The sequence below is a fragment of the Arthrobacter antioxidans genome (genome assembly GCF_023100725.1).
In the GTDB taxonomy this organism is placed as follows: Bacteria; Actinomycetota; Actinomycetes; order Actinomycetales; family Micrococcaceae; genus Arthrobacter_D; species Arthrobacter_D antioxidans.
Map to the genome: position 1 here is coordinate 2,418,525 of NZ_CP095501.1, position 21,859 is coordinate 2,440,383.

18 protein-coding genes are annotated in these 21,859 nt (G+C 70.6%); 9 read left to right on the forward strand and 9 right to left on the reverse strand.

All coding sequences use genetic code 11. The features are described 5' to 3' along the window. Positions 1–31 precede the first annotated feature (31 nt). From rho to argS, 6 genes are all read right to left on the reverse strand, one after another. Positions 32–2,236 (reverse strand): transcription termination factor Rho, encoded by a 2,205-nt coding sequence (gene rho, locus MWM45_RS11105; RefSeq protein ID WP_247826490.1) that lies wholly within the window; start codon positions 2,234–2,236, stop codon positions 32–34. A gap of 331 nt (positions 2,237–2,567) precedes the next feature. Then, positions 2,568–3,551 carry a homoserine kinase gene (thrB, locus tag MWM45_RS11110; protein WP_247826491.1) on the reverse strand — a complete coding sequence of 328 codons (984 nt, stop codon included), beginning with the start codon at positions 3,549–3,551 and terminating at the stop codon, positions 2,568–2,570. Between the two features lies 1 nt (position 3,552). Further along, positions 3,553–4,656 carry a threonine synthase gene (gene thrC, locus MWM45_RS11115; protein ID WP_247826492.1) on the reverse strand — a complete coding sequence of 368 codons (1,104 nt, stop codon included), beginning with the start codon at positions 4,654–4,656 and terminating at the stop codon, positions 3,553–3,555. Then, the gene (locus MWM45_RS11120) at positions 4,657–5,988 is read right to left on the reverse strand and encodes a homoserine dehydrogenase (protein WP_247826493.1); all 1,332 of its coding nucleotides are present in this window, start codon (positions 5,986–5,988) and stop codon (positions 4,657–4,659) included. It lies immediately after the preceding gene. Then, the gene (lysA, locus tag MWM45_RS11125; protein WP_247826494.1) at positions 5,985–7,538 is read right to left on the reverse strand and encodes a diaminopimelate decarboxylase; all 1,554 of its coding nucleotides are present in this window, start codon (positions 7,536–7,538) and stop codon (positions 5,985–5,987) included. Before lysA ends, MWM45_RS11120 begins: the two co-directional genes overlap by 4 nt. 2 nt (positions 7,539–7,540) lie before the next feature. Further along, positions 7,541–9,190 (reverse strand): arginine--tRNA ligase, encoded by a 1,650-nt coding sequence (gene argS / locus MWM45_RS11130; RefSeq protein ID WP_247826495.1) that lies wholly within the window; start codon positions 9,188–9,190, stop codon positions 7,541–7,543. A gap of 215 nt (positions 9,191–9,405) precedes the next feature. Here argS and MWM45_RS11135 point away from each other — a divergent pair, with 215 nt between their 5' ends. The 9 genes from MWM45_RS11135 to MWM45_RS11175 all read left to right on the forward strand — a co-directional run bounded on the left by MWM45_RS11135 (position 9,406) and on the right by MWM45_RS11175 (position 18,356). Beyond that, positions 9,406–9,930 carry an FMN-binding protein gene (locus MWM45_RS11135; RefSeq protein ID WP_247826496.1) on the forward strand — a complete coding sequence of 175 codons (525 nt, stop codon included), beginning with the start codon at positions 9,406–9,408 and terminating at the stop codon, positions 9,928–9,930. Between the two features lie 10 nt (positions 9,931–9,940). Next, entirely contained in the window at positions 9,941–10,801 is an 861-nt protein-coding gene (locus MWM45_RS11140) for an FAD:protein FMN transferase (RefSeq protein WP_247826497.1), read from the forward strand. Further along, complete coding sequence (locus tag MWM45_RS11145) at positions 10,798–12,309, forward strand: FAD-dependent oxidoreductase (protein WP_247826498.1); 1,512 nt, start codon at positions 10,798–10,800, stop codon at positions 12,307–12,309. The genes MWM45_RS11140 and MWM45_RS11145 overlap by 4 nt, the downstream gene beginning before the upstream one ends. Before the next feature lie 100 nt (positions 12,310–12,409). Next, positions 12,410–12,805 carry a VOC family protein gene (locus tag MWM45_RS11150; RefSeq protein ID WP_247826499.1) on the forward strand — a complete coding sequence of 132 codons (396 nt, stop codon included), beginning with the start codon at positions 12,410–12,412 and terminating at the stop codon, positions 12,803–12,805. Continuing rightward, positions 12,802–13,287: a hypothetical protein gene (locus MWM45_RS11155; RefSeq protein WP_247826500.1), complete on the forward strand. Its 486-nt coding sequence runs from the start codon at positions 12,802–12,804 to the stop codon at positions 13,285–13,287. The genes MWM45_RS11150 and MWM45_RS11155 overlap by 4 nt, the downstream gene beginning before the upstream one ends. Positions 13,288–13,418: 131 nt before the next feature. Continuing rightward, complete coding sequence (locus tag MWM45_RS11160; RefSeq protein ID WP_247829213.1) at positions 13,419–14,177, forward strand: LamB/YcsF family protein; 759 nt, start codon at positions 13,419–13,421, stop codon at positions 14,175–14,177. After that, positions 14,174–15,868 carry a 5-oxoprolinase subunit B/C family protein gene (locus MWM45_RS11165; protein ID WP_247826501.1) on the forward strand — a complete coding sequence of 565 codons (1,695 nt, stop codon included), beginning with the start codon at positions 14,174–14,176 and terminating at the stop codon, positions 15,866–15,868. The genes MWM45_RS11160 and MWM45_RS11165 overlap by 4 nt, the downstream gene beginning before the upstream one ends. Before the next feature lie 11 nt (positions 15,869–15,879). Beyond that, a complete protein-coding gene (locus MWM45_RS11170) occupies positions 15,880–17,631 on the forward strand; it encodes an acetyl/propionyl/methylcrotonyl-CoA carboxylase subunit alpha (RefSeq protein ID WP_247826502.1) in 1,752 nt (583 codons plus the stop codon). Between the two features lie 32 nt (positions 17,632–17,663). Further along, positions 17,664–18,356, forward strand: coding sequence for a GntR family transcriptional regulator (locus MWM45_RS11175; RefSeq protein WP_247826503.1), 693 nt, complete (start codon positions 17,664–17,666; stop codon positions 18,354–18,356). A gap of 15 nt (positions 18,357–18,371) precedes the next feature. Here MWM45_RS11175 and MWM45_RS11180 read toward each other — a convergent pair whose 3' ends face one another. From MWM45_RS11180 to MWM45_RS11195, 3 genes are all read right to left on the reverse strand, one after another. Then, positions 18,372–19,157, reverse strand: a complete 786-nt coding sequence (locus MWM45_RS11180) for a putative hydro-lyase (RefSeq protein ID WP_247826504.1) — start codon at positions 19,155–19,157, stop codon at positions 18,372–18,374. Between the two features lie 17 nt (positions 19,158–19,174). Next, positions 19,175–20,392, reverse strand: a complete 1,218-nt coding sequence (locus MWM45_RS11185) for an NRAMP family divalent metal transporter (protein ID WP_247826505.1) — start codon at positions 20,390–20,392, stop codon at positions 19,175–19,177. A 429-nt stretch (positions 20,393–20,821) separates the two neighbouring features. Beyond that, on the reverse strand, positions 20,822–21,772 hold the full coding sequence (locus MWM45_RS11195; protein WP_247826506.1) for an NAD(P)-dependent alcohol dehydrogenase: 951 nt from the start codon (positions 21,770–21,772) through the stop codon (positions 20,822–20,824). Positions 21,773–21,859 lie beyond the last annotated feature (87 nt).

The window sequence follows — 21,859 nt, forward strand, 5'->3', positions numbered from 1 at the left end:
CGGCCTGCTCGTCCCGGACGGCTGCCCGGTGCTAGTCGGAGTCCTTGGAGCCCAGCGTGGTCTTCTGGACCTGCATCAGGAACTCGACGTTGGACTGCGTCTCCCGGATCTTGTTGGTGAGCAGCTCCAGTGCCTGCTGGGTCTCGAGACCCGACAGCACGCGGCGCAGCTTCCACATGATCTTGACCTCGTCGGGCGAGAGCAGGTTCTCCTCGCGACGCGTGCCGGAGGCATTGACGTCCACGGCGGGGAAGATGCGCTTGTCGGCGAGGTTCCGCGAGAGGCGGAGTTCCATGTTGCCGGTGCCCTTGAACTCCTCGAAGATGACCTCATCCATCTTGGACCCGGTCTCCACGAGGGCGGTCGCGAGGATGGTGAGCGAGCCACCGTTCTCGATGTTGCGCGCGGCACCGAAGAACCGCTTCGGCGGGTACAGCGCTGCCGAGTCGACGCCACCGGAGAGGATGCGGCCCGACGCCGGAGCGGCCAGGTTGTAGGCGCGGCCGAGGCGGGTCATGGAGTCGAGGAGCACGACGACGTCCATGCCCATCTCCACGAGGCGCTTGGCGCGCTCGATGGAGAGTTCGGCGACCGTGGTGTGGTCGTCGGCGGGGCGGTCGAACGTCGAGGCGATGACCTCGCCCTTCACCGTCCGCTGCATGTCCGTGACTTCCTCGGGACGCTCGTCCACCAGGACCATCATGAGGTGGACCTCGGGGTTGTTGATCGTGATGGCGTTCGCGATCGCCTGCAGGATCAGGGTCTTGCCGGCCTTGGGCGGCGAGACGATCAGGCCGCGCTGGCCCTTGCCGATCGGGGCCACGAGGTCGATCACGCGGGGGCCGATCTTCTTCGGGTCCGTCTCGAGGCGCAGGCGGTCCGAGGGGTAGAGCGGCACGAGCTTCGCGAACTCGACGCGGTCCTTCAGCTCCTCGGCAGGCTTGCCGTTGATGGAGGTGACGCGGACCAGGGCGTTGAACTTCTGGCGTGCGGCGGCCTGGGTCTCACCCTCGCGGGGAGCGCGGATGGCGCCGACGACGGCGTCGCCCTTGCGCAGGTTGTGCTTCTTGACCTGGGCGAGCGAGACGTAGACGTCGTTCGGGCCCGGCAGGTAGCCGGAGGTACGCACGAAGGCGTAGTTCTCGAGGACGTCGAGGATGCCCGCGACGGGCAGCAGGACGTCGTCGTCGGTGACCTCGACGTCGTCGACCTCGGGGTTCTGGTTCCGGCCGCGTCGGCGGTCGTTGCGCTCGTTGCGGTCGCGGAAGCGGCTGTTGCGGTCCTCGGGACCGTTCCCTCCGTTGCGGTTCGCACGGTTGCGGCGGTTGCGTCCGCGGCCCTCGTCCTCGGTGGAGCCGTTGCCGCGGTTGTCGCTGCGCTCGTTGCCGCTGCGGCCGCCGTCGTTCTGGCCGTCATTGGTCGACTGGCCGTTCGACGGGCTGTTGAACTGGTTGCCCGACTGGTTGCCCGACTGGTTGCCCGACTGGCCACTGGACTGGTTGGAGCCGTTGGCCGAGCGGTCGTCGTCGCGGCCGTTGCGGGAACGGCTGCGTCGCTCGCTGCGGTCGCTGCGCGCCTCGCCCTGCTGTCCGGACGGGGACTCGGCCTGCGACTCGCCCTGCCCGGCGTTCTGGGACTCCCCCTGCGCACCGTTCTGGGACTCGTTCTGGCCCGACGGGGCGTCCGAGCGGTCCTCGCCGCGACGGTTGCGGCGGTTGCGCTGGCTGCGGCCGCCGTTCTCGCGGTCGCCGCGGTCCTGCTGCTCGGCACCCGAGCCGTCCTCGGCGCCGTCGCGGGACGGGGCCTCGGCCGGGTCGGCGGTGGCGGTCTCGGTCGGGACGGAGACGACGCCGTCGCTGCCCGCGCGGCGGTTGCGGTTGCGGGTGCGGGGCTGACGCTCGGCCGGAGCGGACTGCGCGTCCTGGTCCTGGTTGTCCTGTGCCCCGTCCTGCGTGCCCCCCGTGGCCGGACGCTCAGCGTCGGCGCTGCGCTCGGTGCGGACGGTGGGGGCCTTCTGGCGGTCGGCGACCGCGGAGCCCCGCTGGTGGTCGGAGATCGCGGAGACGAGATCGCTCTTGCGCATCCTCGATCCACCGGTGATGCCGAGCTGGCCGGCAAGTGCCTGCAGCTGGGCGAGCTTCAGGCCGGCGAGACCGCTGCTCTTGGAAGTTGTTGCGCCGGTTGCTTCAGCGTCTTGGGTGGCCACACCTGGTAACAGGTCAGTGGTTTCAGTCACGAAGGATCCTTCCCCCTCGTCGGGCGGCCACATGATCCGTGGTCCGCGGTGGTTTGCCCCGTGCCGCATATGAAGCAGGCGGGGGATCAGCCCGACCGGATACGATCCGGCAGGCCTGGGTGGAGCTGGAAACCTGAGAATGTCCCTGCGCGGGAGGTTGAGTCCATGCGCTCCGGGATAGGGTCGGAGGCTACACCGTCAGGATGTGCTGCTGCTGATGGGACCTGCAGTGTTGCGGCGGTCCAGAGAGGACGGCCGACTCAACAGAAGCACACGGTACTTTTCGAAACGTACTGTTCGAGATGCACAGTAGGTCGGCGTGAACGCCTCGCTACCCCTGGTGCCCTCTTATTTTAGCACCTTCCCGCTCCACTGCCAGCCGGAGGACCCGCCACGCCCCCGGCGTGTCGCCCGCATCGATCAGGCGCCGCAGTGCCTCCTCGGCCGCGTCGGCACCGGCCTCGCCCACGGCGAGGGTCAGCACGCTGGGCCCCGCACCGGAGATGGTGCTGGCGAACCCGGCGGCGCGCAGTCCGCGCAGCAGGGTGGCGCTCGGCAGCATGGCCGGCGCGCGGTAGTCCTGGTGGATCGCATCCTGCGTGGCCGGGAACAGCAGGGAAGGGTCGGTGCCGAGCGCATGCACGATGAGGGCCGCCCGGCCGGCGTTGGCGGCGGCACCGGCGTGGGACACGGATGCCGGCAGCAGCGCCCGGGCACTCTCGGTGGACAGCGCCCGGTCGGGAACCGCGAGGATCGGGATGACGTCCGGGTGCACCTCGACGCGCGTGCTGTGGAACGCGCGGCCACTCTCCCAGGAGATCGCGAGGGCGCCCATGAGGGCGGGCGCCACGTTGTCCGGGTGGCCCTCGATCGAGGCCGCCCACTGCAGGAGGTGCGCGGCGTCCATCCGTTGGTCGGCCGGCAGCAGCGCGTTGCCCGCGAGGACCCCTGCGACGATCGCCGCCGCGGAGGACCCCATCCCCCTGCCGTGCGGGATCACGTTCACGGTGTCGAGGCGGAGCCCGGGAGCGCGGCGCCCCGCCCGATGGAGGGTGCTGATCAGGGAGCGCGCCACGAGGTGGGTCCCGTCGAGCGGCAGGTCGTCGGCTCCCTCCCCCGTGGGACGCACGGTCGTCGTTCCCGACGTCGTCGTGCGGACGCGCACGGTGTCGTAGAGCGAGAGCGCGAGCCCGAGCGCGTCGAAGCCCGGCCCGAGGTTCGCACTCGTGGCGGGGACCCTGACCTCGACGTCCTGGCCGGCGTCGACGGCCGGGAGGTCGAGCTGATCCTCCGGCAGGGGTGCCGCGTGCAGCATGTCAGTCCTCGAGTCCCAGCGCGGCGGCGACGCTCACGACGTCGAACTCCACCTTGGTGGGCTCGATGTCGGCCCCGTCCGCGTTGCGCAGCGCCCACTGGGGGTCCTTGAGTCCGTGGCCCGTGACGGTGATGACGATCGTCTTCCCGGTCGGGACGGCGCCCTCGGCGTGCTTCTTCAGCAGGCCCGCGACACCCGCGGCGGACGCGGGCTCCACGAAGACGCCCTCGCGGGAGGACAGCCAGCGGTGGGCGTCCAGGATCTCGTCGTCGGTGACGGCCTCGATGAGTCCGCCGGACTCGTCGCGGGCGGCGACCGCGAAGTCCCACGACGCCGGGTTGCCGATGCGGATGGCGGTCGCGATGGTGTCCGGCTCGGTGATCGGGTGCCCCTTGACGAGCGGGGAGGCGCCCTCCGCCTGGAAGCCCCACATGATCGGGGTGTGCGTTGCGACGGCCGGGAGCTCCCCGTGGTACATGGAGTCGTAGGGCGCGGCGTACTCCTTGTAGCCCTTCCAGTAGGCGCTGATGTTGCCGGCGTTGCCCACCGGCATCAGGTGGTAGTCCGGGGCGTCGCCGAGGGAGTCGACGACCTCGAAGGCCGCCGTCTTCTGACCCTCGAGGCGCGCGGGGTTCACGGAGTTCACGAGGAACACCGGGTACGCCTCCGCGAGCTTGCGGGCCACGTCGAGGCAGTTGTCGAAGTTGCCGTTGACCTGCAGCAGCTGCGCGCCGTGGGCGATCGCCTGGCTCAGCTTGCCCATCGAGATCTTGCCGTCCGGGACCAGTACGGCGCACGTGATGCCGGCCTGCGTGGCGTAGGCGGCGGCCGACGCGGACGTGTTGCCCGTGGACGCGCAGACCACGGCCTTCGCCCCGGCGGCGACGGCGGCGGTCATCGCCATGGTCATGCCCCGGTCCTTGAAGGATCCCGTGGGATTCATGCCCTCGACCTTGAGGTAGACGCTGGAACCCGTCAGCTCGCTCAGGTGCCGCGCGTGCACGAGCGGCGTGCCGCCCTCGCCGAGGGTGATGACCTCGGTGGCGTCGGTGACGGGCAGGCGTTCGGCGTATTCGCGGATGACTCCGCGCCACTGGTGGGCCACTTAGATTCCCTCTACTCGGAGCACGGATGAGACGGCGGTGATGACGTCGAGCGCGGCGACCTGCGCGACGGTCGCTGCGAGGGACGCCTCCGGCGCGCGGTGGGTGACGATGCGCAGCTCGGCGGTGGTGCCGCCGTCGGGCCCGCCCTGGTGGATGCGCTGGCGCATGGTCTCGATGGAGACGCCGTTCTCGGCGAAGATCTGGGCGATCCGGGCGAGGACGCCCGGCTGGTCGGCGACCTCGAGCCCGATGCAGTAGCTGGTGCGGACGGTGTCGATGCTCAGCGGCGGGACGTGCCCGGTGGTGGTCTCGGTGCGGCCCGGGCCGCCGAGCACCATGCGGCGCGCGGCACTGACGACGTCGCCCAGCACTGCCGAGGCCGTGGGGGTGCCGCCGGCGCCCTGGCCGTAGAACATCAGTTCCCCGGCGTTCTCCGCCTCGATGAACACCGCGTTGAAGGCGCCGTGGACGGCGGCCAGCGGGTGGGAGCGTGGCAGCAGGGTGGGGTGGACGCGGACGCCGACCCCCGCCGCGCCGGCGTCGTCGGTGAGGATCTCCGCGATGGCCAGCAGCTTGATGACGTAGCCGTCCTCCGCCGCGGCCGCGATGTCGTCGGCCGTGACCGAGGTGATGCCCTCGCAGTGGACGTTCTCGAGGGCGAAGCGTGTGTGGAAGGACAGGGAGGCGAGGATCGCGGCCTTCGCGGCGGCGTCGTGGCCCTCGATGTCGGCCGTCGGATCCGCCTCCGCGTACCCGAGGTCCTGGGCGGCCTTCAGCGCGTCCGCGAAGGAGGCGCCCGTGGAGTCCATCTGGTCGAGGATGTAGTTGGTGGTCCCGTTGACGATGCCGAGGACGCGCGTGATGCGGTCACCGGAGAGGCTGTCGCGGATGGGGCGCAGGATCGGGATGGCTCCGGCGACGGCGGCCTCGTAGGAGAGCTGGACACCGGCGGCGTCGGCCTGCTCGTAGAGCTCGGGCCCGTCCTGCGCGAGGAGCGCCTTGTTGCCGCTGACCACCGTGGCCCCGTGCTCGATGGCGCGGAGGATGAGGGACTTGGCGGGCTCGAGGCCGCCCATGAGCTCGATCACGATGTCGGCGTCCTCGACGAGCTTCCCGGCGTCGAGCGTCAGGAGCCCGGCGGGCAGCTCGACGTCACGCTCGGCATCGAGGGTGCGGACGGCGACCCCGATGAGTTCGAGCGGTGCTCCGGCACGGCGGCCGAGGTTCTCCGCGTCCTCGAGCAGGATACGGGCGACCTGGGAGCCGACGTTGCCGCAGCCGAGCAGGGCGACGCGGAGGGGCTGGCGGGAGGGCGTGGCTGGCGTGTTCATACGGTCCGTGGGGCTCCTGGTTCCGTGGCGGGCAAGGCGGGTTCGCGCTCGACGTCCCTGCGGAACAGGTCCTCCTCGGTCTCGCCGCGCACGATCAGCCGGGCACGGCCATCGGCCACCGCCACGACGGGCGGGCGGGTCAGGTAGTTGTAGTTGCTCGAGAGCACCCAGCAGTAGGCTCCGGTGCCCGGGACGGCGAGGAGGTCACCGGCTCCGGTGTCCTCGGGGAGGTAGACGTCCCGCACCACGATGTCACCGCTCTCGCAGTGTTTTCCAACCACGCGGGAGAGCACCGGGTCCGCCCCGGGCGTCCGGGACGCCAGGACGGCCGAATAATCCGCGCCGTAGAGCACCGGACGGGCGTTGTCGCTCATGCCGCCGTCCACCGACACATAGCGTCGCGGGTGCGTAACGGAGGCGCCCTGCAGTTCCTGGGAGCCGCTGGCCGGGGCGTCCACGCGCACGGTCTTGGTGGTGCCGGTGGTGTACAGGGTGAACGTCGTGGGACCGACGATGGCGCGGCCCGGCTCGATCGAGATCCGCGGGACCTTCAGCTGCAGCTCGCGGCAGGTCGTGCCGACGACGGACGCCATGGCACGGGCGATCTCCGCCGCCGGGCGCGGTTCGTCCTCCTCGGTGTAGGCGATGCCGTAGCCGCCGCCGAGGTCGAGCTCGGCGAGTTCGACGCCGTGCCGGTCCCGGACCTCCGCGAGGAAACCGAGCAGCCGCTGCGCGGCCAGTTCGAAGCCCTCGGGCTCGAAGATCTGCGACCCGATGTGGCAGTGGACGCCGAGGAGGTTGATGCCCGGGTGGGCGAGCGCGTCCGCGACGGCGCGCGCTGCGGGTGACGAGGCGCCGTCGTCCTGGGCCTCCTGTCCTCCCCCGGCCTGGCCCGGTCCCTGCTCGGTGGTCAGCGACAGGCCGAACTTCTGGTCCTCGTGCGCCGTGGCGATGAACTCGTGGGTGTGGGCGTGGACGCCAGGCGTCAGGCGGAGCATGACGTTGGCGCGGCGCCCGCGCTGCACGGCCAGGTCCCCGACGAGGGCGACCTCCTGCAGGCTGTCGACGACGATCCGGCCGAGGTCGGCGTCGATGGCGCGCGTGATCTCCGCCGCCGACTTGTTGTTCCCGTGCAGCCCGAGCCGGTGGCCCGGCATGCCGGCGCGGAGGGCGACGGCGAGCTCTCCGCCGGAGCAGGTGTCGAGCCCCAGCCCCTCCTCGCGCACCCAGTGGGCCACTTCGGTGCACAGGAAGGACTTGCCGGCGTAGAACACGTCGACTCCCCCGCACAGGTCACGGAAGGCGTCGTCGAAGGCGTCGCGGAACGTGGCGGCACGAGCGCGGAAGTCGCGCTCGGACATGACGAACAGCGGGGTGCCGTACTCCGCGGCGAGATCGGCCACGGACACACCGTCGATGCGCAGCACGCCGTCGTCCCCGCGCTCCACGTCCTCGGCCCACAGCTTCTGCTCCAGCCGGGCCTGGTCCTCCGGGACGGAGAGCCAGTGGGGCGCGAGCGGGGAGGCCCCGTTCGGTGCGGTCCCGTCCACGCTCACATCCTCTCCGGCGCGGAGACGCCGAGGAGGTCGAGGCCGTTGGCCAGGACCTGCTGCGTGGCGTTGTTCAGCCACAGGCGGGAGCGGTGCACGTCCTCGACGGGCGCGTCGCCGAGCGGCGCGACACGGCAGGCGTCGTACCAGCGGTGGTAGGTCCCGGCGATCACCTCGAGGTGGCGGGCCACGCGGTGCGGTTCGCGGAAGGTCGCGGCCTGGGCGACGACGCCGGGGAACTGGCCGAGGGCGGCCAGCAGTTCACCCTCCGTGGGGTGGCTGAGCGACGCCGCGTCGAAGGAGCCGGTGTCCACGCCCGCCGAGACGGCGTTGCGGGCGACGGCGTGGGTCCTGGCGTGCGCGTACTGCACGTAGAACACCGGGTTCTCGTTGGTGCGGCGGGTCAGCAGGTCGAGGTCGATGTCGATGTTCGAATCCGCGGAGAACCGGGCCAGCGTGTACCGGGCGGCGTCCACGCCGACGGCGTCCACGAGGTCCTCGAGGGTCACCACCGTGCCGGCGCGCTTCGACATACGGACGGGCGCGCCGTTCTGCATGAGGTTCACCATCTGGCCGATGAGCACCTCGACGCTGGCGGGGTCGTCGCCCAGGGCAGCTGCGGCGGCTTTCAGGCGGGCCACGTACCCGTGGTGGTCGGCGCCCAGCATGATGATGTTGAGGTCGAAGCCCCGGCGGCGCTTGTTGACGAAGTAGCCGATGTCGCCGGCGATGTACGCAGGAGCACCGTCGGACTTGATGACGACGCGGTCCCGGTCGTCACCGAAGTCCGTCGACCTCAGCCACCAGGCGCCGTCCTCGAAGAAGAGGTTGCCGGATCCCTTCAGCTGCTCGAGCAGGCCGCCGACGAAGTCGTTCTCGAACAGCGAGTGCTCGTGGAAGTAGACGTCGAAGTCCACGCCGAAGTCGTGGAGCGACGCCTTGATGTCGGTGAACATGAAATCGACGCCGACGGCCCGGAAGCGCTCGACGGCGTCGGCCTCGGGGAGCGTCAGGATGTCGGGCTCGGCCGCGACCACGCGCTGCGCGATGTCCTCGATGTACTGGCCGCCGTAGCCGTCGTCGGGGGCAGGCCTGCCCGCGGCGCTGGCGTGGAGCGAGCGCGCGAACCGCTCGATCTGCGCACCATGATCGTTGAAGTAGTACTCCCGCACCACGCTGGCGCCCTGCGACTGGAGCACGCGGGCCAGCGCGTCCCCCACCGCAGCCCAGCGGGTCCCGCCGATGTGGATGGGGCCCGTGGGGTTCGCCGAGACGAACTCGAGGTTGATCTTCTGGCCGGCGAGCGCCGTGCTCCCGCCGTACGCGGGGCCTGCCTCCACGATCGTACGGGCCAGCTCGCCGGCCGCTCCGGCGTCGAGCGTGATGTTGAGGAAGCCGGGGCCCGCGATGTCCACGCTCTTCACGCCCTCGATGCCGGCGAGGCGTTCGCTGAGGATCTGGGCGAAGTCGCGGGGGTTCATCCCCGCCTTCTTGCCGAGCTGCAGGGCGATGTTCGTGGCCCAGTCGCCGTGCTCGCGGTTCTTCGGCCGCTCCACCCGCACCTCCGACGGGAGGTCGACCGTGAAGTCACCGGCCTCGACGGCGGCCTTCAGGCAGGCGGAAATAGCGGCAGAGAGTTCTTCGGGAGTCACTCGTCCAGCATAGCGGCGCGGCCCCGACCGCCCGGATTTTCGTGACGTGGGTCAAGTGTCCGTGGAACCGTGCCGTCGAACCGTCCATAGTGGCCAGGGAAACGAATGGATGAGTAGATCGTTGGGCTGACCACGGATGTTAGTTTCAGGTTCAATGATTCCGACGGTTCGGACGCCCGCCCCGTCTCGCCGCGGCACCCCGACAGGAGCACCCAGTGACCAGCACAGGCCCGACCCGAACCACTGCACGCGCGGCATCCGCCACGCCCGGCTTCCCCCGCCACAGGAGGATCCTGACGGCGCTCGCCGCCGTGTCGATCCTCGGCACCGCAGGCTGCGCCGGTGCCGATGCCGAGGAACCCGCCGCAGGCACGCCGGGATCGGAGCAGCCGGCGGCCGACGCCCCGGCACAGACGCCGGCGGCCGGCGGATCCTCCGGCGGGGTCTACAAGGACGGCACCTACAGCGGGACGGGCAGCTACCAGTCCCCCGCCGGGCAGGAGGAGGTGGGCGTGACGCTCACCCTCGAGGCCGACGTCGTCACCGCCGTCGAGGTGGAGCCGATGCCGGACAACCCCACCACCACCGAGTACCAGGGCCGCTTCGCGGGCGGGATCTCGGACGCCGTGGTCGGGAAGAAGCTGGACGAACTCTCCGTGGACAAGGTGGCAGGGTCCTCCCTGACGAGCGGCGGGTTCAACGACGCCCTGGGCAAGATCAAGAGCGAAGCGCAGCTCTAGGCGCGCCGGCGTGGCGGATTCCTTCAGCTTCGAGGCGATCGGCACCGGCTGGCGCGTGGACACCGGCGCTGCACTCCTGCCCGGCCAGCGGGCACAGCTGCTCCATCTCGCCCGGGAGTACGACGCCCTCTACTCGCGGTTCCGCACCGACTCCGGCGTCGCGGCGCTCGCCGCTGCCGGCGGCTCGCTGCCCCTGCCTCCCCACGGTGCGGAGCTCGGGCGCCTGCTGCGCTCGCTCCACGACCTCACGCGCGGCGGCGTCTCACCGCTCGTCGGCGACCCGCTCGCCGCGCTGGGCTACGACGCCGGCTACTCGCTGACTCCCACGCGGGCCCCCGCCCCCGCCCGGGCCTGGGACGACGTCCTGACCTGGACGGACGACGGCGTCACGCTGCGGGAACCGGCGATCCTCGACGTCGGCGCGGCCGGCAAGGGACAGCTCGTCGACCTCATGCTGGAATACCTGCGCGCCGAGGGCCACGAGGACGTCCTGGTCGATGCCAGCGGGGACATGCGCCGGGCTGCCGGCGGCACCATCAGCGTCGCCCTCGAACACCCCTACGACCCGTCGTCGGCGATCGGTGCGGTCGGTCTGGGGACCGGCGCACTGTGCGCGTCCGCGTCGAACCGCCGCGCGTGGGGCGACGGCCTGCACCATGTCCTGGACGCGAGGACCGGCCGGAGCGTGGACACCGTCGTCGCGACCTGGGTGCTGGCCGCTGACGCCATGACGGCCGACGGCCTGTGCACCGCCCTGTTCCTCACCGATCCCGCGGACCTCGCGGGAACCTTCGAGTTCGACTACGTCCTGATGTACTCGGACGGACGAGCCCGCTATTCCGCACCCCTCGCAGGAGCCCTTTTCTCATGACCGCAGTACTCGACGGCCTCCTGGGCCGCATGACCATGTACCGGCTGACGCTGACACTCCTGGCGATCCTGACCGTCGAGGCACTGGTCCTCTCGCTGGCCGGCCTGCTCGCGTTCACCCCGGCCGAGATCGCCGGAACCCTGGTGGCTGCCGTGGGCGGCACGATCATCGGCACCCGGCTGATGGCGCTGATCCTCCGGCTGAGGCCCCACGGCGAGTCCTCGCTCATCACGGGACTGATCCTGTTCCTGATCATGTTCCCGTCGGACACGGGAGCCGGTCTCGGGGGCATCCTCGCGGCCGGCGTGGCGGCTGGAGCCTCGAAGTTCCTCCTGGCCGTCAGGGGACGGCACCTCTTCAACCCGGCGGCGACGGGCGCGGTGGTCGCCACCCTGCTCGGGGTGGGGGTTGCCGGGTGGTGGGTCGCGAATGCCTACATGCTTCCCGTCGTCGTGGTGGGCGGCGCGCTCCTGCTCTACCGGACGCGGAAGCTGTCCATGGCGGCCGTGTTCCTCGTGGTCACCGTGGGCATCCTGCTCTACGGCCTGATGCAGAACGGGATGATGCCCGGAGCCGGCCTCCAGCTCATCCTGACCTCGTACCCTGTCCTGTTCCTGCTCGGCTTCATGATGACCGAGCCGCTGACCCTGCCGCCGCTGCGGTGGCAGCAGTGGTCCGTCGCCGCCGTCGTCGGTCTGGTGTTCGCCCTCCAGCTGTCCATCGGTCCGGTGTTCCTCGGACCCGAGTTCGCCCTCGTGCTCGGCAACGCCATCGCCTTCGTCATGGGACAGCGCGGCGGCGTACGGCTCTCCCTTGCAGGGAGGCGACAGCTGACGCCGACCAGCACCGAGCTGGTCTTCCGGACCGGGCGCCCCGTGCGCTTCCGGGCCGGGCAGTACATGGAGCTGGACCTGCCGCACCCCGGGCCCGACGGCCGCGGCAGCCGCCGGGTCTTCAGCATCACCTCCGCACCGCAGCGACGTGATGCCGTGACGTTCGGCCTGCGGACCGCGGAGGCGGGCAGCTCCTTCAAGAACGCCCTCCTCGACCTCCCGGACGACGCGCGCGTCACGGGGACGCTCGTCGGCGGTGACTTCCACCTCCCCCGCGATCCCGCCCTCCCCCTGCTGCTGGTCGCCGGCGGGATCGGCGTGACGCCGTTCATCAGCCACCTCCGTGACCTCGGCGAGCGCGGAGAGGCGCGCGACGTCGTCCTCGTCTACGCGGTCCGCAGCGAGCAGGAGATCGCCTTCCGCGACGAGCTGGCCGGCCTGGGCACGCGCGTCGTGCTGTTCATGCCGACGACCGGAACGGTCCCGGCCCTGCCCGAGGGGTGGACCCTCGCGGGGGCCGAGCCGACGGCGGACCACCTCCTCGCGGCGGTGCCGGACCTGCCCCGCCGGAAGGTGCTCATCTCGGGCTCTCCCGCGTTCATCGGGCGCCTGCGGGCGCAGGTGCGCACGGCGGGCGTCCCGCGCGTGACGACGGATGCCTTCCTGGGGTATTGAACCGACGGGTTCACCGGCCGATCCGGTCGGGGCCTGTTCCGCGCTCGCGATGCGGCCTACTCTGGGCCACACGGTGGCCGGCGAGGAAGAGGAGTGAGCGATGAGGATAGCCCTGACGAGTCTGTTCGTCGACGACCAGCGGAAGGCACTCGCCTTCTACACCGAGGTGCTCGGTTTCGTGAAGCGCCAGGACATCCCTCTCGGCATGCATTCCTGGCTCACCGTGGTGTCCCCCGAAGCGCCGGACGGACCCGAGTTGCTCCTGGAACCGTCCAGCCACCCGGCGGTGAAGCCGTACCGGGACGCCCTCGTCCACGACGGCATCCCACTGGCCCAGTTCGCGGTCGGGGACGTCGAGGCCGAGTACACCCGGCTGACCGGCAAGGGAGTGGTCTTCACCCAGCCGCCGCTCGACATCGGCGCCGCCGTCGTGGCGATCTTCGAGGACACGTGCGGCAATCTCATCCAGCTGATGGAACCGAAGCCGGAGGAGTGAACGCTCCCGGTCCCGGCGCCGGTGTCCGACGCCCTCACCGCAGGAGGAGTCGCGGTGCCGGTCCGGTCCTGGGTGTCCTCGCGCTGTGCGCCCTGTCCGGATGTGGACCCGGATCCATCTCCTGCCCCAGCTGGGCGGGTTTCCCCACACCGCAGGAGAAGTACGACGCCGCCGACCTCGTGGTCGTCGCGTCGTCGAGCACGCGGGATGGGACAGCGCCCGTCTTCGGGGTCGATGCCCACGCCTACGAGGTCCGCGTGGACGAGATCCTGAAGGGGGAGGTCGACGGAGGAAGCGTGCGTGTCTCGTCGATGCCCGACGCCTGCAGCGGCACCGCGGAGTACCCGGACGGCGATCCCCTGGACACCTCCGGTCCTCTTCTCGTGTTCGCCACCCGGCAGGACGGCGAGTGGTTCACGCTGACACCGTTCGACGGCACCCTGCCCTTCACCCGGGAGGCGGTCGACGCCCTCGCCGGATGACGGGCACGACGCTCCCTCGGCAGGCCGACGGCGTCGGGGACCATCCAGGCAAACCAGGACCCGAAAATTGTTGAACAATCTGATGAACTCGGGCATCCTAGAGGAACCACCCAGGAGAGACGAGGATCACAATCGTTCACATCGACCTCAACAGCGACGTCGGCGAATCGTTCGGCAACTGGATCATGGGGGACGACGCCGCGATCTTCCGCTCCGTCTCCAGCGCCAATGTCGCGTGCGGCTTCCACGCCGGGGAACCCTCCACCATCGCGCAGACCTGCCGGGATGCAGTGGCCGCCGGCGTGACGATCGGCGCGCACGTCGGCTACCGGGATCTGGTCGGGTTCGGCCGCCGCTTCATCGACTGCTCTCCCACCGAGCTGGCCGACGACGTCCTCTACCAGATCGGCGCCCTCGACGCGATCTCCCGGGCGGCCGGCGGCACCATCAGGTACGTGAAACCTCACGGGGCCCTCTACAACACCATCGTCACCCACGAGGTCCAGGCGCAGGCCGTGGTGGATGCCGTGAAGGCGTTCGGCGGCGACCTTCCGCTGCTGCTCCTCCCCGGCTCCGTGGCACTGAAGGCCGCGGAGAAGGCGGGCCTCCGCGGGGTGGCCGAAGCCTTCGCGGACCGGGCCTACAACCCCGATGGCACGCTGGTCTCCCGCCGCGAACCCGGCGCGGTCCTCCACGACGAGGACGAGGTCTCGGCCAACATGGTCCGACTCGCCAGCGACGGTGTCATCATCGCCCGCGACGGTTCGACCATCAGGACCACAGCCGAGAGCATCTGCCTCCACGGCGATACCACGGGTGCGGTGTCCATGTCCGCCGCTGTCCGCCGTGACCTCGAGGCCGCCGGCATCGAGATCCGGAGCTTCGTGTGACTCCTCCCGAAATTCGCTGGGCCGGGCCACGCGCCCTCCTGATCCAGCTGGAATCGCTGGAGTCGGTCCTCACGGTGCACGCGCACCTGCAGCAGCACCCGCTCCGCGGGCAGGTCGACGTGCTCGCCGCCGCCCGCACCGTCCTGGCCGTCTTCGATTCCGGCACCAACGCCCGTGCCGCCCGCGCCGCCGTCGCGCAGGTGGATACCGCGCCCGGCGGAGGCGCGGCCGCAGCCGGTGATCCTGTGCGGATCGAGGTGGTGTACGACGGCGACGACCTCGCCGAGGTGGGGCGCCTTACCGGGCTCGACCCCGACGGCGTCATCGCCGCGCACACCGGCCAGCTGTGGACCGCTGCGTTCGGCGGATTCGCCCCGGGGTTCGCCTATCTGGTCGGGGAGAACGAGTCGCTCACGGTCCCCCGTCGCAGCACGCCGCGTACCGCGGTCCCCGCCGGGGCGGTGGCGCTGGCCGGCAACTTCTCGGCCGTCTATCCGCGCCGTTCGCCCGGCGGCTGGCAGCTCATCGGCCGGACCGCTTCCCGGCTGTGGGACCTGGACCGGGAGCAGCCGGCCCTCCTCCGACCGGGGACCGCGGTGCGGTACGTGGCCGTCCGGGAGTCGGTCACGCTGACCACCCCTGCCACCGACGCCGCCCCGTCGCCGGCCACGCCCGAGGAAGCCGGACCGTCGCTCGAGATCCTCGCGCCCGGGCCGCAGTCGCTCATCCAGGACCTGGGTAGGCCCGGCCTCGGCGACGTGGGCGTCTCGAAAGCCGGTGCCGCCGATACCGCGAGCGCACGACAGGCCAACCGGCTGGTCGGGAACGCACCCGGTGACGCGGTCATCGAGACGATCCTCGGCGGCCTCACCGTCAGGGCCCGCGGGGAACTCACCGTCGCGCTGACCGGCGCGCTCACGCCCGCCGGGATCAGCGGTGACGACACCCCCCGTCCGGCCCCCATGTGCTCACCGTTCGCCCTGCACGACGGCGAAACCCTCCATCTGGACGCGCCCGACGCCGGGCTGCGCACCTATCTGGCGATCCGCGGCGGGATCGACGTGCCGGAGGTACTGGGCAGTCGGTCGACCGACGTGATGTCGGGGATCGGCCCGGCTCCCCTCGCTGCGGGAACCGTGCTTCCGGTCGGCGTGGTGGACCAGGGCCGCACGGTCGGCGCTGCCGAGCCCTCCACGCTTCCCGCCACCGTCCGGTCGGGAATGCACGAACCGGTGCTCCTCCGCATCACCGGTGGCCCCCGCCACGACTGGTTCACCGACGAATCCCTCAGGGCGCTCACCGGCCAGAGCTGGAGCGTGACGGCCGAATCGAACCGGATCGGGGTCCGCCTCGCCGTCGGTGAACAGGACGATGCAGCACCGGGAACCACGCCGGGCCCGACCACGGAGAAGACCGGCACGCCGTTGCAACGCCTCACCGCCGACGAGCTGCCGAGCGAGGGGGTCGTCGCCGGTTCGCTGCAGGTGCCACCCTCGGGCCTGCCCGTGCTCTTCCTCGCCGACCATCCGGTGACCGGCGGGTATCCGGTGATCGGCGTCGTCGTTCCCGAGGACCTGGGCGTCGCTGCCCAGCTGGCGCCGGGAACCCGTCTGCGGTTCCAGGCAGTGGATCCCGAAAACCTGCAGCCGATCCCCCGGCCGCACCAGCACCCGCCCACCCGAAGCTCGTGAAAGTAGCAGCCATGAAGAAGGTCCTGATCGCCAACCGCGGCGAGATCGCCGTCCGCATCGCCCGCGCGTGCACCGATGCGGGACTCAGCTCGGTGGCCGTGTATTCCGAGCCCGACGCCGATGCGCTCCATGTCCGCCTCGCCGACGAGGCCTACGCCCTCAACGGATCGGCGGGCGCCGACACGTACCTCGACATGGACAAGCTCCTCGCCGTCGCCGCCAGGGCCGGCGCGGACGCGGTGCATCCGGGCTACGGCTTCCTCTCCGAGAACGCCGACTTCGCGCAGGCCGTCCAGGACGCGGGGCTCATCTGGATCGGCCCGTCACCCGCCGCGATCCGCAGCCTGGGGAACAAGGTCACGGCCCGCGAGATCGCGGTCAAAGTGGGTGCCCCGCTGGTCCCCGGGTCCGACGGACCGGTCGCCGACGCCGAGGAAGTCCGCGCGTTCGCGGAACAGTACGGCGTCCCCGTCGCCATCAAGGCCGCCTACGGGGGCGGCGGGCGCGGGTTGAAGATCGCCCACCGGTTGGAGGACATCGACGACGCCTTCGACTCGGCGGTCCGCGAGGCCACCGTCGCGTTCGGCCGTGGCGAATGCTTCGTCGAACGGTTCCTGGACAAGCCCCGACACGTCGAGGCGCAGGTCCTCGCGGACACGCACGGGAACGTCGTCGTCGTCGGTACCCGCGACTGCTCGCTGCAGCGCCGCAACCAGAAGCTGGTCGAGGAAGCCCCCGCACCGTTCCTGACCGACGACCAGCGCACCCGCATCCACGAATCGGCCCGCGCCATCTGCCGCGAGGCCGGCTACACCAGCGCCGGCACCGTCGAATACCTCGTGGCGCCCGACGGCGTGATCTCCTTCCTGGAGGTCAACACGCGCCTGCAGGTGGAACACCCAGTGACCGAGGCGACGTCGGGCGTCGACCTGGTCCGTGAACAGTTCCGCATCGCCGCCGGCCTGAGCGTCAGCATCACCGAGGACCCGGCGCCGCAGGGCCACGCCATCGAGTTCCGGCTCAACGCCGAGGACGCCGGCCGCGGATTCCTGCCCTCCCCCGGCCCGGTCCACGTGTTCGAGGCTCCCACCGGGGCCGGTATCCGCGTCGACACCGGGGTGCGCTCCGGGTCCAGCGTCCCCGCCGAGTACGACTCCCTGATGGCCAAACTCATCGTCCACGGCGAGGACCGGCCGCAGGCGCTCCGCCGCGCCCGCGCCGCCCTCGACGAACTGCGGATCGAGGGCCTTCCCACGGTGGTCCCCTTCCACCGCGCGGTGGTCCGGGACCCCGACTTCACCGATCCTGACCGGCTCGGGGTCTACACCACGTGGATCGAATCGGCGTTCGCCGGACGCCTGGACGCCGCCCTCTCGAGCGGGGCGGCAGGGCGGCTGGCCCGGCGGGAGACCCTGACCGTGGAGATCGACGGCAAGGCCGTGCAGTTGGGGCTCCCCGCCGAGATCTTCACCGCCCTGATGACCGGCAACGGTGCCACCGGCGCCGTCGTACCATCCCCCGACACGACGACGGACAACCACGGCACGGTCACGGCCTCCATGGGCGGCACCCTGGTGACGTGGCTGGCCGACGACGCCGCCACCATCGGCGCGGGACAACCCGTCGCGGTGATCGAGGCCATGAAGATGGAGACCGAGGTCCTGTCGACGATCGCCGGCACCTTCCGCCGCGGCGGGCAGCAGCCGGGTGCCGCCGTCGCACGGGGAGAGGTGCTGGGCGAGGTCCTGGGCGCAGTGGACTAGCATCGGTTCGTGACGAGGGACGGGGGGAGACCATGGCGATAGAAGCAGCAGCGGAGCCCGACGGCGCGATCGCGGGGACCGCCGAGCACGCGCACACGGCGGCATGGATCGCCACCGTGTTGCGGGGTCGCATCGCCGCCGGTGAGCTCACGCCCGGGTCGAAGCTGTCGGAACAGGCGCTGTCGACGGCGCTCGGCGTCTCCCGCAACACGCTGCGCGAGGCGTTCTCGACGCTCGCCGGCGAATCGATGGTCACCCGGATCCCCAACCGCGGCGTGTTCGTCGCCTCCCCCGGGATCGAGGAGGTGCGCGAGATCTACCGCGTACGCCGGATGATCGAACCCGCCGCGGCGCTGTGGGGCGAGGTCACGCCCGAGGTGCTCGACGCCATGGAGTCCATCGTCCAGCGGGCACAGGCAGCGCGCGACGCGGGAACGGTGGCCGACATGGCCGACGCCAACCAGGCGCTGCACAGCGCCGTGGTGGGCCTCACCGGGAGCGAATCCCTCCGGACGCTGATGGACCGCGTGCTCGCCGAGATGCGCCTCGTGTTCCACGCCATGGCCTCGGCCCCGGACTTCCACAGCCATTATGTGGACCGCAACGTACAGCTCGTGGAGCGGCTCCGGGCCGGGCACCGTGAGGAGGCGGCCTCCGGCCTGCGCGCCTATCTGGACTCCGCGGAGGCCGAGCTCCTGGGCCGCCTCGCCGACGAAGCCGGATAGGACCGACCGCACGGCCTAGGGCACCAGGTAGTCGCTGTCCCGGGCGTCGGTGATGAGCATGTGCCCCGGCGCATGACCGATGGCCAGCGGGGGCCGGGACTGCATGACGGCCGCCTGCGGGGTCACCCCGCAGGCCCAGAACACCGGCAGGTGCCCCTCGGGAATCCGGACCGCGTCCCCGAAGTCCGGCGACTGCAGATCGATCCCCAGCTCCTCCGGATTGCCCACGTGGACGGGAGCGCCGTGGACGGCCGGATAGCGGGAGGTGATGCGGACGGCGTCGGCCACCTGGGCGGCCGGGACCGGGCGCATCGACACCACCAGTGGACCGGACATGGCACCGGCTGGAGCGGCCTCCCGGTTCGTCCGGTACATCGGCACGTTCACGCCCTGATCGAGGTGCGCGATCCTGACGCCGCCGTCCTGCAACGCGGCCTCGAAGGTGAAGGAGCAGCCGAACAGGAAGGTCACCAGGTCATCGCGCCAGTGCGCTTCGACATCGGTGGGCTCGTCCACCAGAAGGCCGTCGTGGTAGACGGTGTACTTCGGGACATCGGTCCTGATGTCCCCGCCGACCAGCAGCGGCCCGGACGTCTCACCGGGCTCCAGCACCCCGAGGACGGGGCACGGCTTGGGATTGCGCTGGGCGAAGAGCAACAGATCGAACGCCTGATCCCGCGGGATCGACAGCACGTTCACCTGCGCGTAGCCGCGGGACCAGCCCGACGTCGGCGTCACCAGTCCGGCACGGAAAGCGGCGCGCGCATCGGCAGGAAGCATCGCCGTCGGATCGGTCGGCATCCCCGCGGACGCGGCCCCTAGCCCCACAGCTGGGCCAACCCGGTGAGTGAGGTGTAGCCGAGGAACAGGGTCAGGAACCAGGTGACGATGCCGACGATCAGCAGCCACTTCGGGTAGGTGTACCCGTGCATCAGATCGCGGCGGCGCCAGGCGACGAAGAGGAGCACACCGAAGCCGACCGGCAGGATCAGGCCGTTGAACGCGCCGGCGAAGATCAGCAGTTCCTGGGGCGCCTGGCCGAGGAAGAGGTAGGCCACGGCGCAGCCGGCGATGAAGGCGACCGTGATGAGGTTCCGCTTGCGTTCCGGTGTCTTCGAGGTGGTGATGAAGGAGACCGAGGTGAACGCGGCGCCGATCACCGAGGTGATCGCGGCGGCCCAGAGGACGATGCCGAAGACCCGCATGCCGATCTCGCCGGCCGCGATACCGAAGGCCTCGGCAGCCATGTTGTCACTGGTCAGCACCGCGCCGCCGGCGACGACGCCGAAGATCGCCAGGAACAGCAGCACCCGCATGACGCCGGTGACCAGGATGCCGATCACCGAGCTGCGGGTGATCTGCCGGACGTTGTCCGGGCCGGTGACACCGGAGTCGAGCATGCGGTGCGCGCCGGCGTAGGTGATGTAACCGCCCACGGTGCCGCCCACCAGGGTGGTGATGATGAGGAAGTCGATCTGTTCCGGGAGGACCGCGTTCTTGAGCGCCTCACCGACGGGCGGGGCGGCGACGATGGCCACGTAGATCATCAGGAGGATCATGATCGCACCGAGGATCACCACGATGCGGTCCAGTGCCATGCCGGCCTTCTTGCTCACGAAGATCATGATCGCGATGACCGCCGAGATGGCGCCACCGATCTTGGGCTCGATACCGAGCATCGCGTTGGCGCCGAGCCCGGTGCCGGCGATGTTGCCGATGTTGAAGACGACGCCGCCGATGAAGACGAGTCCGGCCAGGAACCAGCCGACGCCCGGAAGGACCTTGTTGCCGAGCTCGTGCGCGCGGAGTCCCGAGACACCGATGACGCGCCAGACGTTCATCTGCACCGCGATGTCGATGAGGATCGAGGCCAGGATGGCGAACGCGAACGCTGCGCCGATCTGGGCGGTGAAGACGGTGGTCTGGGTGATGAAGCCAGGCCCGATGGCGCTGGTGGCCATGAGGAACATGGCCCCCAGCAGTGCGGTGCGCCGAGCGGAGGAGCTCAGCTTCGGTCTGTTCTGGGTATCTGCCATGGGCCCGTCCATTACATCAAGGTGACTGGAGTCACATTCTGTGGTGGGGACGACCCTACAGGTTGTTGAACAATCCGCGCAAGGTATTGTTCAACAACTTCCGGGGCGGTTCACCCGCAGCGGGGTGACACCGTGGTCGCTGTCCCCCGGACTGTCGTGATGAATCGGAGGTCAGGACGAAGGGCCGTTCTCCCACGATACGAAAGCCGATCTCCGGGTGGGTGATGTCCTCACCGCGGGCTTCCGGTCGAACTACCATCCCGAACTCATGACGGACCTCATATAATCGGCGCGGCCACCCGCGGCGCCATCATCAATCGGGACCGACCCGGGACCCTGTTCCTGAGCGGCCATCCGCCGAGCGACGTTGCTCGAGCCGGCCCGGATCATCGTCCCGTAGCCGTCATCACGAAGGGCGTCCGGCAACGATCAGGGTAGGACGACGACCTTGCCGAGCGCGTGCCCGGCGCCGACGTAGGTGAGGGCCTGCGGCACCTCCCCGAGCGGGAAGGTACGGTCGATGTGGATGCGAAGATCGCCGTCGACGCACCGCTGCGCGACGGGCTCGAAGTGCGCGGGGCCTCCCCTGACAGCGAGGACCCCGAGCCGCCGTCCGGTCAGCAGGCCCAGCGCGGTTCCGAGGGTCACGACCTGCAGTAGCGCCCGCGTGGTTCCGCCCACGCAGAGATACCGGCCGCCGCGGGTCAGCGCCCTCCCGTAGGCGAACGCGGATCGGTGAGCCACGAGATCCAGCACCAGGTCGTAGGGCTCGAGCCTGGTGAAGTCCTGGCGGCGGTGGTCGATCACCTCATGGGCCCCGAGGCTTCGCATGAAGGCGAGCTTGCGGGCGTTGTCCACGCCGGTCACATGGGCGCCCGAGGACCTCGCGAGCTGGATCGCGAACGATCCCGAACCGCCGCCCGCCCCGTTGATCAGCACACGCTGCCCGGGGTGTGCGCGGGCGGTGCCCTGGAGGGCGATCGAACCTGCCTGCGGCAGCGTCGAAGCCTCGGCGAACGTCAGCTCAGGAGGCTTGCGGGCCAGCGCGGCTTCGGGGACCACAGCGTACTCGGCGAAGCCGCCCTTGAACCCCAGATTGTCGCCGTACACCTCATCGCCCCGCCGGAACCGCGTGACCCCGGAGCCGACGGCGGCCACCCTCCCGGCGATATCGGAGCCGAGCACCCGCCGGGCCGGGGCACGCAGGCCACCGAGCCGCGCATACACGGGCTTTCCGCGGAGCCCCTCCCAGTCCGAGAGGTTGATCGACGTCGCGGCGACCTCGACGAGCACCTGGTGTGCCCCCGGCGTCGGAACCGGGACGTCCTCCAGCCTCAGCACGTCCGGCGGGCCGTAGCGCTCGTACACGACGGCCTTCATACGGCACTGCCCACCGTGGAACAGACGGAATCGACCATGCGGGTCAGGATACCGGGGGCATCCCGTAGCTGAAGCCCCTCTGCGGAG

Excerpts from the sequence above, each read along its gene's own strand:
- MWM45_RS11145 (WP_247826498.1), top strand. The coding sequence starts at position 10,798 with ATGACCGCAGTACTCGACGGCCTCCTGGGCCGCATGACCATGTACCGG.
- MWM45_RS11195 (WP_247826506.1), bottom strand. The coding sequence starts at position 21,772 with ATGAAGGCCGTCGTGTACGAGCGCTACGGCCCGCCGGACGTGCTGAGG.
- MWM45_RS11180 (WP_247826504.1), bottom strand. The coding sequence starts at position 19,157 with ATGCCGACCGATCCGACGGCGATGCTTCCTGCCGATGCGCGCGCCGCT.
- MWM45_RS11150 (WP_247826499.1), top strand. The coding sequence starts at position 12,410 with ATGAGGATAGCCCTGACGAGTCTGTTCGTCGACGACCAGCGGAAGGCA.
- MWM45_RS11175 (WP_247826503.1), top strand. The coding sequence starts at position 17,664 with ATGGCGATAGAAGCAGCAGCGGAGCCCGACGGCGCGATCGCGGGGACC.
- MWM45_RS11120 (WP_247826493.1), bottom strand. The coding sequence starts at position 5,988 with ATGAACACGCCAGCCACGCCCTCCCGCCAGCCCCTCCGCGTCGCCCTG.
- MWM45_RS11170 (WP_247826502.1), top strand. The coding sequence starts at position 15,880 with ATGAAGAAGGTCCTGATCGCCAACCGCGGCGAGATCGCCGTCCGCATC.
- MWM45_RS11185 (WP_247826505.1), bottom strand. The coding sequence starts at position 20,392 with ATGGCAGATACCCAGAACAGACCGAAGCTGAGCTCCTCCGCTCGGCGC.
- thrB (WP_247826491.1), bottom strand. The coding sequence starts at position 3,551 with ATGCTGCACGCGGCACCCCTGCCGGAGGATCAGCTCGACCTCCCGGCC.